The organism is Pseudomonas sp. PSKL.D1 (assembly GCF_028898945.1).
Taxonomy (GTDB): domain Bacteria; phylum Pseudomonadota; class Gammaproteobacteria; order Pseudomonadales; family Pseudomonadaceae; genus Aquipseudomonas.
The window spans coordinates 2,727,424-2,738,924 of record NZ_CP118607.1 but is presented as its reverse complement, the minus strand read 5'-3'; the positions used below and the strand labels follow the sequence as shown (position 1 = coordinate 2,738,924).

The window sequence follows — 11,501 nt, the reverse complement described above, 5'->3', positions numbered from 1 at the left end:
GAATTGCCATCGTGGGGAAATTCGACAAAGGCATCCATCGCCTGCTACTGCTCAGTTGCGCCCTGGGGTCCACCTTGAGTCTGTCGGCCCAGGCCGACAACGGGATCATCGTCATCACCCGCGACGTGCAACCGCGCATCGCCTACCGCGCCCCCCTCGCACCTGACCCCTACCCGACCACCGCCAATGCCAACCCCTCCGCCCACATCCTCAAGCAAACCAACGAGCTGAGCGACGGCGACTTCGCGGGCATTACCAGCGGGGCCGGCATCAGCAACATGGTCACCCAGCAGACCAACAACCTGGGCGGCAACATTGGCAACCAGACGCAATTGCCCAATATGGCCAGCGGCCGCGCCGCAGGCGGCGGCAACGGCATCAGCAACATGGTCAACTCCAGCGTGCAGCGTGGCCTGGCGCCGCTGCAGATCCTGACCGGAGGCAAGTGAGATGAGGCACACCCTGCTCATCCTCGCCGCGTTGTGCAGTACCACCGCCCTGGCCCAAGGCCCGGTGATCGACAACGCCACCATCGACAATTCCGGCGCCCTCTACCAGGGCAACTTCTCCCTCAACCAGGCAGCCGGCGACCTGCAGCAACAAGCCAACGCCCGCGCCTTCGCCACCGGCCCCGGTGCCCAGGCCACCACCGATATCCGCCAGCGCCGGTTCAGCGTGGTGGACCCGGCCATCGATGCCCAGGCCAACATCCAGGGCAGTTCCTTCAGCCATGGCAGCGGCGCACTGGGCGTGAACCAGAGTGCCGGCACCAGCAACCAGCAAGCCAATGCCCTGCGCATCGGCCTGAGCACAGAACCACAAAGTATTGATGACAGCGTCCTCATGCAGCAGAACGTGGCGCTGATCAACAGCTCCGATCCAACTGGCTCCATACCCGGCCATCGCCAGGTCACCACGGGTGACCAGGCATTCACCGGTAGCCGTGGGGTGATCCAGTTGAATCAGAGCGCCGGGGTGGGGAACCAGACGGCTAACACCCTGAGCGTAAGGGTCGCGAACTGACCCGCAACAGGTAAGAACAACACTTAACCTAAAAAAGACGGAGAAACACCATGAAACCCTCGATGGCACTCAAGCCTCTGGTTTTCGCAATTGCTGCGGTCATGGCTGTTGCTGCACAAGCGGATCAGAACGATCGGCGTGGAGGCCATAATGGCCACCACAACCCTCCTCCAAAACAGATCTACACCAGCGCCACCGCGAAGGCTACCGACTCGCAAAGAAGCACCGGTAACCGCATCTACAACGAAGGCACCGTCAACGAAGCTGAAATGAGCAGCTCCGCCACCGGCGCCAGCGGCAACGTCGGTGTCAACGTCGCGGCCGGTAACGGCAACCAACAGGACAACGCAGCGGCCATTGCCAACACCGCGTCCGACAACTCTGCCCTGGACAACAGCTTCGTCTTCGGTTCGTCCGAAGCGACCGCCAGCGTCAAGCAGTACAGCAACAACAACAAGGTCACCAACTTCTCCACTCAAAGCTCGGCTGTGATGAGTGGCTCGGCTGATGGCAGCAGCGGCAACGTCGGTATCAACATTGCCGGTGGCGACCTGAACCAGCAGAAAAACACCATGGCCATTGCCAACAACAGTGCGCCGATGGGTACCTCCAAGGCGACCGCCTCTGCCGACCAGAATGGCCCTGGCCTGGTGGTCAACAACTATGCTGACCGTACCTACACCATCGACACTTTGTCGCTGACTGTAAGCAAGAGCGGTTCGGCGTCGAAGTCTGGCTCGTTTGACGCCAGCGTCGACAAGAGCTCCAGCTCGAGCTTCAGCGTGGCGGGTTCCAGCGAAAGCAGCGCCAGCGGGTCGAAGAGCAGCAGCTCCAGCGGGTCTAGCAGCATGACCGCCAGCGGCTCGAACAGCAGCAGCTCCAGCTCCACCAACAGCATGACTGCCAGCGGTTCGAACAACTGGGATGCCAGCGGTTCGTCCAGCCGTGATCACAGCTCGTCCTCCAGTGCTTCGCTGAACGCATCGCTCGACGCCAGTGCTTCGGGCAGCGCTTCTTCGTCGCAAACCTTCGGCAACTTCACCCGTTCGCGCAGCTCGGAGTTCGACGCCGACCTGAATGCCTCGGTAGACGCATCGATCGATACGTCGCACGAGTCTGCCAGCAACTCGTCGTTCGACAAGTCCTACAGCTCGAACTTCGACAAGGCGTATGACTCTTCGCGTAGCAGCACTCGCGACTCGTCTTATGACAAGTCTCGCGATTCTTCCTACGAGAAGGCACACGAGTCGGCATGGGAAAAAGCCAACGCCTCGGCCTTCGAGAAATCCGGCGAAAAAGCTTCGCAATCGTCGGACAGCATCTCGAAGAGCTACAGCGAGGCTAGCGAGTACAGCATGAGCAACACTGTCTCGTGGCAAGTGCTGACCCCGACCGGCTGGGCCAACCCTGTAACCAACACCGCAACCCTCAGTGGTTCGGTCAATGGCGGCAGCGGCAACCTGGGCGTGAACGTGGCAGCCGGTGTGGGCAACCAGCAAAGCAACTCGCTGGCCATCTCCAACACCTCGATGTAACGGCAGGCGGGAGGCCCCTTCGGGGGCCTCTTTCTGCAAGCCGGCCAACCATAAGAAGAAACAGGGGGCGTCGAACATGCGCATTATCGCCTTGGCATTCCTGCTGTGTGTGGCCAGTGTCAGCGAAGCCGCCCAGATGCCGCTTTCCGTTCTGCCGGGGGGCGCCGTGATCTACAAACCCATCCAGAGCATCCGCGAACGCAAGTTCGCTGACCTGGTGCAGCAAAAAACCGACTTCAGTTGCGGCGCCGCGGCGCTGGCAACCATCCTGCGCCAGGCCTACTGGCTTGACGTGGACGAGCACCAGATCATCGAAGGCATGCTGGAGCACGCCGACCAGGACCTGGTGCGTACGCAGGGCTTCTCGATGCTCGACATGAAGCGCTACGTCGAAAGCCTGGGCATGCGCGCCCGTGGCTACCGGGTGGCCCCCGATGCGCTCAACAGCGTGCGCATTCCGGTGGTGGTGCTGATGGACGTGCGCGGCTACAAGCACTTTGTGGTCATGCAGCGGGTCGACAAAGGCTGGGTGTACGTCGGCGACCCGGTACTCGGCCACAAGCGCTACAAGGTCGAAGATTTCCTCAAGGGCTGGAACGGCATCATCTTCGCCGTCATCGGCCAGGGTTACGACAAGAACAACGTGCTGCTCGAACCGCCGCTGCCGCTCTCGGCCAAGAACCGGGTGAACAGTTTCACACCGGTGCAGGACGCCGAACTGATGGACTTCGGCTTCATTCAGAGCGACTTCTTCTGACACCAATGGGCACCACCCTCCGGGAGCATCCCCATGAAGACTACCACCTGGCTGGCCGCCATTTGCCTGGCCGCCAGCCTGCCGGCCACGGCAGAGCCACTGAAACCGATCGAGCTCAAAGACCATGAACTGGCGCAATTGCGCGGGCGCTACGTAATGCCCGGGCGCATTGTGAGCTTCGGCATCGTGATGTCCAGCACCTGGCAGAACGCCAACGGCGACGTGATTGGCGCCCGCACCTCGCTGCAGGTGCAGCAAACCACCATCAAACCGCAGTTCTATGTGTCGATGATCGACGAAAAAGGCAGCGGCACCAGCCAGACCCAAAGCGCGGGCACCGGCACCGTCAGCGGCGGCGCCGGCCTGAGCACCACCGAAGGCGTTACGCAGGTGGTACGCGCGGCGGGTGATTACAACACGGCCCACAACAACGTCGACATCAACGTCACCAAGGCCAATGAGGCCCCGGCCATACAGCAACAGGGCCAGGCGTTGGCGGCGGGCTCCACGCTGACGGGCAACAATGACGCAGGCTCGCTGAGCGTGTCCTCCACCGGCAACGGGGTTTCGCTGAACATCATCGCCAACAACAATCAGGGCAGCGCCATGCAGCGCCTTGGCCAGGGTGGCCTGATGCAGAACACCACCCTGCTTGGCGCCAGCAACCGGGTCAGCAACCTGACCTCGCTCAATGTCGTGCTGCGGGACAATGCCCCGACAGCGGGTGGAATGAGCACCAACCTGGATCAGCTCAAAGGCCTTCGCAACCTCGGATACTGATCTACGCTCAGTCTCATCGTATGTAGTCAGAAGGGACGGCTAACCCATGCACGGTTTTTCTCGGTTACGCGTTATCGTTTGTCTGAGTACCCTGGCTCCGGCCACCCTGGTCCACGCCGCTGACCCCCAAGTCGAAGCGCTTAAACAAGAACTCATTCAGCTTAAACAACGTTACGAGCAGCAGCAGAACGCGCTGATGGTGCTGGAACAGCGCCTGCGCCAAGTCGAGGAAGCCCCGCCCGCCCCTGCCCCACGGCGCCTGACCAAATCCCCCGCCGAAGGTGTCAAAGGCGCACAAACCGTGGCGTCCGGCGCCCCCGGCACCACCGGCAGTTCCTACGGCCAGTCGCTGCAGGACGATTCCCAGCCGGCCCAGAGCGTGTCCAACCTGTATGAAGAGGCCAGCGGCTTCTTCGGTGGCGGCAAGTTCAGTGTCGAAACCGGCCTGACCTACACCCACTACGACACCCGCGCCCTGGTGCTCAACGGTTTTCTGGCGCTGGATTCGATCTTCCTCGGCAACATCAACATCGACCGCATCAAGGCCGACAACTGGACCCTGGACCTCACCGCCCGCTACAACCTCGACCAGCGTTGGCAGTTCGACGTCAACGTACCGATCGTTTACCGCGAATCCACCTATTCCTCGGGCGGTGCGGGCGGCGCTGCCAACACCACGTCGGACGCCACGGTCACCCGTGACCCCATCATTGGCGACGTCAACTTCGGGGTGGCCTACAAGTTCCTCGACGAGGACGAAACCTGGCCCGATGCCGTCGCCACCTTGCGCGTGAAGGCCCCGACCGGCAAGGACCCTTACGGCATCAAACTGATCCAGAACTCCACCAACGACAACCTGGCAGTGCCCGAAGACCTGCCCAGCGGCAACGGCGTCTGGGCCATTACCCCCGGCATCTCGCTGGTCAAGACCTTCGACCCGGCGGTATTGTTCGGCAGCCTGTCGTACACCTACAACATGGAAGACTCGTTCAGCGATATCAGCCCCACCGTCAACACCAAGGTGCCGGGTGACGTGAAACTGGGTGATTCCTGGCAAATCGGCGGCGGTATCGCCTTTGCCCTGAACGAAAAAATGAGTATGTCGTTCTCGGTCACCGACCAGTTCGCCAGCAAGAGCAAGATCAAGCCCGACGGCGGTGACTGGCAGTCGATTTCCAACAGTGACTACAACGCCGCCAACTTCAACATCGGCATGACCTTCGCAGCCAGCAACAACCTGACCATCGTGCCCAACCTGTCGATCGGCCTCACAGACGACGCGCCCGATTTCTCCTTCAGCCTCAAGTTCCCCTACTACTTCTGATAGTCCCCCGTGCCGGGTCTGCAACAAGGCCCGGCAAATGGTTACCAGGCTTGTAGGCAACCGTTTTACCGACCTTGGGCTGTTATCATTGCGCACAGTTTCGTGACGTTCTGATGGCATTCAAGGAAAGTTTTCGTGAAGAACCTGTTCGGCCACCCACACGCCCGGCTCGTTGCCTTGGCAACACTGGTCTTGCTGATACCGCTGGTTGCGCGTGCGCTGCTGGGGTGGTCCAACCCGTTCGGCTACCTGTCCGACCTCGCACTCGGCAGCCTGTTGCTGGTGCTCTTGCACCGCGCGCGCTGGTGGCTGGCCCTGCCCGTGTTGCTGGCCGGCGCTGCGTTGTGGCTGGCATCCGCCGAGCTGGTGAGCGCGGTTGGCCGGCTGCCGACCAGTGCCGACCTCGGTTACCTGTTCGACCCACAGTTCATGGAAAATTCCACCGGCGGTGGTCTGGCTCACCCGTGGCTGCCCGGGTTGATGGCCTGTGGCCTGGTTGCCTGGCTGTTGAGCGTGTGGCATGGCCGAGCCAACAAGCCCGCCCCCCTGCCGCGCAAGGTGCTGGCGTTACCCGCCGCGCTGTTCGCCCTGCACTGGGGCGCCCAGCAATGGCTGCCCTCCGAAGCGGAACAATGGCGGCAGTACAACCTGCAACACCAGCTGCTGTCCGCTGGCCTGAACACCCTGCAGCACACGGCAATGGACTGGGCCGGCCAAACCCGGCCCGTCTCCCCGCTGCCCAGTGCCGGCCTGACCCAATCTGACTTGCATGGCCAGAAACTGCTGGGCGCCCCCGGCAGTGCCCGCAACCTGCTGGTGATCACGCTCGAAGGCATCCCTGGCGCCTATCTGAGCCCTAACCGTCAGGCCCTGCACAGCCGTTTTGACGAATCGCTCATGCCCAACCTTAGCCGCTGGGCCGAACGCGGCATGAACACGCCAGATTACGTGCTGCACACCCATCAGACCATCCGCGGCCTGTATGCCATGCTCTGCGGCGACTATGACAAGCTGGCCAACGGCACCCCAAAAGGCATGGAGCTGCTGACCCAGCAGCAGCGCAACCAGGCCTGCCTGCCCGCCCAGTTGCGCCAGGCCGGCTTCACCACGCATTACCTGCAAGGCGCCGGCCTGCGCTTCATGGCCAAGGACCGCATCATGCCGCACATCGGCTTTGATGCGGTGCATGGCCTGGAATGGTTCAGCAACGAAAACTACCTGGAGTTCCCCTGGGGCAAGGATGACCGGGCGTTCTTCGAGGGCGCGCTGGACTACGTGGGCCAACTGCGCCAGCAAGGCCAGCCCTGGATGCTCACCCTGCTCACCGTCGGCACCCACCAGCCTTATTCCGCGCCTGCCGAGTACCTTGAACGCTACGACACCGCCAAACAGGCTGCCGTGGCCTATCTGGACGACGCCGTCGGCGCATTCCTCGACAACCTTGAGCGCCAAGGTGTGCTTCAGGACACGCTGGTAGTCGTGACCTCTGACGAATCCCATGGCATCGACGGGGTACGGCTGGCATCCTCGTGGGGCTTCAACCTCACGCTGGCACCTGAGCAAGCGCAACTGCCCCGCATCAAGCAAGGCACCTACGGCCACGTTGACCTGGCCACCTCCCTGCTCGACTACTTCGCCCTGCCCATCCCGGTGGCACTCGCCGGGCGCTCGCTGTACCGCGAGTACGACAGCGGGCGCGAGATGGTGTCGTTCACCAATGGCATGCTGCGCTACCACAACGGCCAGGGCGTGCTGGCGGAATGTGACTTCCAGCAACGTTGCCGGCGGTACGAGAGCAAGGGGTTCATCGCCGACCAGGCCAAGTACCTTGGCACGGGGGACTCAACCCTCGGCCCGCAAGTCGCAGCGCTCGCCGGGGTGCTCGATCAGTCATTGCTGCAAACCCCGCTCAACCTGCGCTACCAGTTTGGCGGGCCGTCGGCCATCCAGCTGCAGGCGCGCATTCGCGATGACTGGGCAGACAACCTGATCGGCGCCCAGTACCTGGAAATGCCGCAAGGCTCGCACACCCGCGTGCGCGTCAAGGTACGTGCGCTGGACCCGCGGCAAGCGGCCTACATTCAGCTCAAGGCCAAGGAAATGGAACAGGATGTGCCGCTGGGGTTACCCGAGGAAGTGCGGGTAACGGCGGATAAGCCGCTGGAGATGGAGTTCGGTTTCGACAACCCGACCGTGCGCAAGGCGTTTTCCTTCCATTTGCTGGGGTATGGCGGGGGTGAAGTGGAAGTCAGTGACTTCAGCGTGATCACAGCGTTGCCGGGCGAAGAAGAGCCGACCGAGGAAATGGCTGACGGGCATATCGCACAATCAAGTTGATGCGTTCAAGGGCCTTGCTTCGCGATAAGGCCCTTACCGAATCTGGTGCTTGTGTAACAACCGATAGAACGTGGGCCGTGACACCCCCAGCACCTTGGCCGCAATGCTCATGTTGTTGCTGTGCCGGTCCAGCACATCACACAGCGCTTGGCGCTCGGCCCGGTGCTTGTAGTCTTCCAGGGTGCCCAGCGGCTGCTCTTCCTGCTCCAGCACATGCAGCCCAAGGTCCTGAGCCTCGATCTGGCGCCCCTCCGCCAGCACCAGCCCGCGCCGTACCCGGTTGGCCAGTTCGCGCACGTTGCCGGGCCAATTATGCCGGCCCATGGCAGCCAGCGCATGGTCGCTGAACGTACGCGGCCGGCGGCCGGTTTCCAGGCTATAAAAGTGGGAAAAGTGGTTGGCCAGCATCGACAAGTCACCATGGCGATCACGCAATGGCGCGGTCACCACTTGCAGCACGTTCAGCCGGTAGTAAAGGTCTTCACGGAAGCGGCCGTGCTCGATGGCCTTTTCGAGGTCCACGTGGGTGGCTGCCAAAACCCTGACATCCACCGCTATCGGCTGGCTGCTGCCCACCCGCTCAATGTGCTTTTCCTGCAAAAAACGCAGCAAGTTGGCTTGTAGCTCCAGCGGCAGGTCGCCGATTTCGTCAAGAAACAAGGTGCCACCATGCGCCGCTTCGATACGCCCGACCTTGCGCTGATGCGCACCGGTAAATGCGCCCTTTTCATGCCCGAACAGTTCCGACTGGATCAGGTGTTCAGGTATCGCCCCGCAATTGATGGCAATGAACGGCATCTCACGGCGCTGGGATTGGCGGTGCAACGTACGGGCAACCAGTTCCTTGCCGGTACCGCTCTCCCCGCGAATCAACACCGGCGACTCGGTAGGCGCCAACTTGCCCAGCAACTTGCGCAGCTCAAGGATCGGCCGGCTGTCACCCAACAGTTCGTGTTCCTGGCCATTGACCGGCGCAACGCCTTTACCGCGCAACCGCGCCATGCCGAAGGCACGCCCCAGCGTCACCAGCACGCGGGAAACGTCGAACGGCAAGGTGTGAAAGTCGAAAAACCACTCGCACACAAAATCCCCCACATTGGGCGTGCGCAGCTGTTCGGGGTCAAGCACGGCAATCCACTCGGTATTGCTGCGTTTGATCATGTCCTTGACCGCGTCGGGGTGGCGCAAGTGCGACTCGTGCAGGCGCAATAGCCCGATATCGCAACGGTGCTCCAGCGCCAGGTCCAGGCTACAGCTGTGAACATCCCAGCCGGCGCTTTCCAGGCCTGGCAGTAGACGGTGGCAATCGTCGCAAGGGTCGACGATGAGCAAGCGGCGTAGGGAGGCGGTATCGTGCATGACCGTTCCTTGGCGCCAATTTGTGGTTTTTTACGTGAAAACAGTAAGTTGCGGCGCCCACTTAACAGTAGCAACGAACTTGACGCTGCCCACGACCGTCTGTCTGCCGATGTGTTTCGTATTAATAACACTCGGGAATTTTTCAAAAAAAACGGCGTCACACGCGCCGCGGCATCACGAAAACGTTTGCCCAGCAAAAAATATTTACAACCGCTGTGTGACTCCACCCATTACTCGGAGCATCAGTACGATTAACCCCGCACTGCAGTTCGCACTAACCTGACGCGACGTTGCAGTAACGCGGACTTTATTTTGCTGTTTGGGACCATAGAGAGACCGAACCATGAATGCCCCGCTGCGTGTCAACGAAGCTCTGCTGATTGCCGACCACGCGTTCGAACCTTTCCAGTGTGTGGCTTGGGATGCCCCTAACGGTACGGGTGAACTGAGCCTGGCCGTAATCGACCGCACCAGCACCCGCATTGGCAGCAAGCAAGTGTCTTCGCGCATCTATTCCGACCCGGCGCAATGGGCCAGCCTGATTGAAGAAGTGCGCGCCGAATTGTCGCAGAAAGGCTATGACCTGCAACCGTGGAGCATGCCGAAGTAACGCCTGTATTCACGCTGCAAGTGCGTGCCCTGCACGCACTGCTGCAACTTCAAAGTGCCATGCCAGGCAACTTTCTTAATGCGACATACTGTCGCGCACCCTGCGCTTATTGTTTTAGCTTGAACTGTTGCAGGTGCTGATACTCGGCGCCTAATTGTTCAGCCAATTGCCGCGCCCGGCCGATTCGAACCGGCGCCAATTCCATGTCGACCAACAGCGTGGCGCACGGCAGGGGTGCAACCGCATTCCAGCGCTGCAAGCGGCCATCGGTAAACACCAGGCACCGTTGTGGCTCTTGAGGGTGCGCTTTCTGACGCGCCTGCAGCCAGCACCGGGCCTGCTCGATGCCCGCCAGCAAGGGTGTACCGCCGCCAGCCCCCAAGGCGTGCAGCCAGGGCTGAAGCGCCGCCGAGGCCTTCAAACCATGCCGTTGCCAGCGTGGCGCCGCACCGCTGGCGGTCATCAAGGCAAGCCTTGCCCGCTGGCGGTACGCCAAGTCAAACAGTTCGCCGAGCAGGCCTTTGGTTTCAGCCAACGCCTGATGGCGCCGGGTTGATGCCGACGCATCCACGATCACCAGCCACAATGCTGGGGGCTGCCCCTGCCGCTGCTGCCAACGCAGGTCCTCACGCCCTTTCGGCCGCCCTTTGAGTAAGGTCGGCAGCCAGGCGACCTTACCCGAAGCGGCCTTGCGCGTGCGCCCAGAGCGGTTTCCGGTCAGCTTGCCAGCACGGGGCATGGCACCCTCCCCGCGCTGGCCTTGCGGGGGGATGCTCAGGGCTTTTTTGCCCAGTTCGGCACCTCGCGCCGGGCGCCGCTGCCTGTGGGTTGCGCTGGCATTTCGCCCCAGTTCCCCTGCCCGCCCTGATCCTGTGCGCCACCGGCTGTAGCGGGCGGCGGTGCCTGCGGTGTGTCGGCAGCTGGCGGTACGCGACGCCGGTGGCGCAAGGCAAACTCAGCCACCGCCTCGACATCGCCCTGCTCAATCGCCTGCCCGCCGCGCCAGGCGCAATGTGCCCTGGCTGCGCGCAGCCAGACCAGGTCGGCACGCAGCCCATCGACGCCCGCGGCAAAGCAGCGCTCGGTGATCCAGGCCAGAGCCTGGTCGTCCAGCGCGATACCGGCCAGCCTTTGCCGGCCAGCCTGGCAGCGTTCACGCAGCTCAGCCTGGGCCGCAGCCCACTGTTCGCAAAAGGCCTGCGGGTCGGTGTCGAACGCCAGCCGCCGGCGAATGATCTGCTGGCGCGCTTCGGGTGCTGGCAAACCTTCAAGTACAACGTTCAGGCCAAAACGGTCGAGCAGTTGCGGGCGCAGTTCGCCTTCTTCGGGGTTCATGGTACCGATCAGCACGAAACGGGCGCTGTGGCGGTGTGAAATCCCGTCACGCTCGATGCGGTTGGTGCCGCTGGCAGCCACGTCCAGCAGCAGGTCAACCAGCGCGTCGGGCAACAGATTGACCTCGTCGACATACAGTACGCCGCCATCGGCCTGGGCCAACACGCCGGGCGAAAACTGTGCCTTGCCTTGCCCGAGCGCGGCGTCAAGGTCGAGCGTGCCTATCAGGCGCTCTTCACTGGCGCCAAGCGGCAGCGTCACGAAAGGCCCTTCGCCCAGCAGGTCGGCCAAGCCCCGCGCCAAGGTACTTTTGGCCATGCCACGGGGGCCTTCGATCAGCACGCCGCCAATTTTCGGGTCGATGGCCGTCAGGCACAGGGCGAGCTTGAGCTCGTCGGCGCCCACCACGGCCGCCAGTGGAAATTGCACGGGTTCACTCAT

General features: G+C 62.3%; 12 protein-coding genes. 9 read left to right on the top strand and 3 right to left on the bottom strand.

Annotated features, from left to right (window positions below; all coding sequences use genetic code 11):
• The first annotated feature begins 11 nt into the window (after positions 1 to 11).
• The 7 genes from PVV54_RS12115 (at position 12) to PVV54_RS12085 (ending at position 7,756) form a co-directional block, all read left to right on the top strand.
• The gene (locus tag PVV54_RS12115) at positions 12 to 449 is read left to right on the top strand and encodes a hypothetical protein (protein ID WP_274910164.1); all 438 of its coding nucleotides are present in this window, start codon (positions 12 to 14) and stop codon (positions 447 to 449) included.
• A gap of 1 nt (position 450) precedes the next feature.
• The gene (locus tag PVV54_RS12110) at positions 451 to 1,023 is read left to right on the top strand and encodes an adhesin (RefSeq protein WP_274910163.1); all 573 of its coding nucleotides are present in this window, start codon (positions 451 to 453) and stop codon (positions 1,021 to 1,023) included.
• 50 nt (positions 1,024 to 1,073) lie between these two features.
• Positions 1,074 to 2,558 carry a heme utilization protein gene (locus PVV54_RS12105; protein ID WP_274910162.1) on the top strand — a complete coding sequence of 495 codons (1,485 nt, stop codon included), beginning with the start codon at positions 1,074 to 1,076 and terminating at the stop codon, positions 2,556 to 2,558.
• A gap of 76 nt (positions 2,559 to 2,634) precedes the next feature.
• Positions 2,635 to 3,315: a C39 family peptidase gene (locus PVV54_RS12100; protein WP_274910161.1), complete on the top strand. Its 681-nt coding sequence runs from the start codon at positions 2,635 to 2,637 to the stop codon at positions 3,313 to 3,315.
• A gap of 33 nt (positions 3,316 to 3,348) precedes the next feature.
• A complete protein-coding gene (locus tag PVV54_RS12095) occupies positions 3,349 to 4,095 on the top strand; it encodes a hypothetical protein (RefSeq protein ID WP_274910160.1) in 747 nt (248 codons plus the stop codon).
• 46 nt (positions 4,096 to 4,141) lie between these two features.
• Complete coding sequence (locus PVV54_RS12090; RefSeq protein WP_274910159.1) at positions 4,142 to 5,419, top strand: hypothetical protein; 1,278 nt, start codon at positions 4,142 to 4,144, stop codon at positions 5,417 to 5,419.
• 135 nt (positions 5,420 to 5,554) lie between these two features.
• Positions 5,555 to 7,756 (top strand): LTA synthase family protein, encoded by a 2,202-nt coding sequence (locus tag PVV54_RS12085; protein ID WP_274910158.1) that lies wholly within the window; start codon positions 5,555 to 5,557, stop codon positions 7,754 to 7,756.
• A 33-nt stretch (positions 7,757 to 7,789) separates the two neighbouring features.
• Here the strand turns inward: PVV54_RS12085 and PVV54_RS12080 are convergent, their stop codons facing one another.
• A complete protein-coding gene (locus PVV54_RS12080; RefSeq protein ID WP_274910157.1) occupies positions 7,790 to 9,115 on the bottom strand; it encodes a sigma-54 dependent transcriptional regulator in 1,326 nt (441 codons plus the stop codon).
• On the opposite strand from PVV54_RS12080, the gene PVV54_RS12075 reads away from it, so the two are divergent.
• Together PVV54_RS12075 and PVV54_RS12070 are read left to right on the top strand one after the other, a co-directional pair.
• On the top strand, positions 9,110 to 9,370 hold the full coding sequence (locus PVV54_RS12075) for a hypothetical protein (protein ID WP_274910156.1): 261 nt from the start codon (positions 9,110 to 9,112) through the stop codon (positions 9,368 to 9,370). The genes PVV54_RS12080 and PVV54_RS12075 overlap by 6 nt on opposite strands.
• Positions 9,371 to 9,458: 88 nt before the next feature.
• Positions 9,459 to 9,725, top strand: a complete 267-nt coding sequence (locus PVV54_RS12070) for a hypothetical protein (RefSeq protein WP_054886513.1) — start codon at positions 9,459 to 9,461, stop codon at positions 9,723 to 9,725.
• Between the two features lie 106 nt (positions 9,726 to 9,831).
• On the opposite strand, the gene PVV54_RS12065 is transcribed toward PVV54_RS12070, so the two are convergent.
• Together PVV54_RS12065 and PVV54_RS12060 are read right to left on the bottom strand one after the other, a co-directional pair.
• Complete coding sequence (locus PVV54_RS12065) at positions 9,832 to 10,464, bottom strand: vWA domain-containing protein (protein ID WP_274910155.1); 633 nt, start codon at positions 10,462 to 10,464, stop codon at positions 9,832 to 9,834.
• 35 nt (positions 10,465 to 10,499) lie between these two features.
• Positions 10,500 to 11,501: an ATP-binding protein gene (locus PVV54_RS12060; protein ID WP_274910154.1), complete on the bottom strand. Its 1,002-nt coding sequence runs from the start codon at positions 11,499 to 11,501 to the stop codon at positions 10,500 to 10,502.

Bases quoted from the DNA above. Each gene is read 5' to 3' on its own strand.
- PVV54_RS12095 (WP_274910160.1), top strand. From the start codon at position 3,349: ATGAAGACTACCACCTGGCTGGCCGCCATTTGCCTGGCCGCCAGCCTG.
- PVV54_RS12070 (WP_054886513.1), top strand. From the start codon at position 9,459: ATGAATGCCCCGCTGCGTGTCAACGAAGCTCTGCTGATTGCCGACCAC.
- PVV54_RS12100 (WP_274910161.1), top strand. From the start codon at position 2,635: ATGCGCATTATCGCCTTGGCATTCCTGCTGTGTGTGGCCAGTGTCAGC.
- PVV54_RS12060 (WP_274910154.1), bottom strand. From the start codon at position 11,501: ATGAGTGAACCCGTGCAATTTCCACTGGCGGCCGTGGTGGGCGCCGAC.
- PVV54_RS12105 (WP_274910162.1), top strand. From the start codon at position 1,074: ATGAAACCCTCGATGGCACTCAAGCCTCTGGTTTTCGCAATTGCTGCG.
- PVV54_RS12090 (WP_274910159.1), top strand. From the start codon at position 4,142: ATGCACGGTTTTTCTCGGTTACGCGTTATCGTTTGTCTGAGTACCCTG.
- PVV54_RS12065 (WP_274910155.1), bottom strand. From the start codon at position 10,464: ATGCCCCGTGCTGGCAAGCTGACCGGAAACCGCTCTGGGCGCACGCGC.
- PVV54_RS12110 (WP_274910163.1), top strand. From the start codon at position 451: ATGAGGCACACCCTGCTCATCCTCGCCGCGTTGTGCAGTACCACCGCC.
- PVV54_RS12080 (WP_274910157.1), bottom strand. From the start codon at position 9,115: ATGCACGATACCGCCTCCCTACGCCGCTTGCTCATCGTCGACCCTTGC.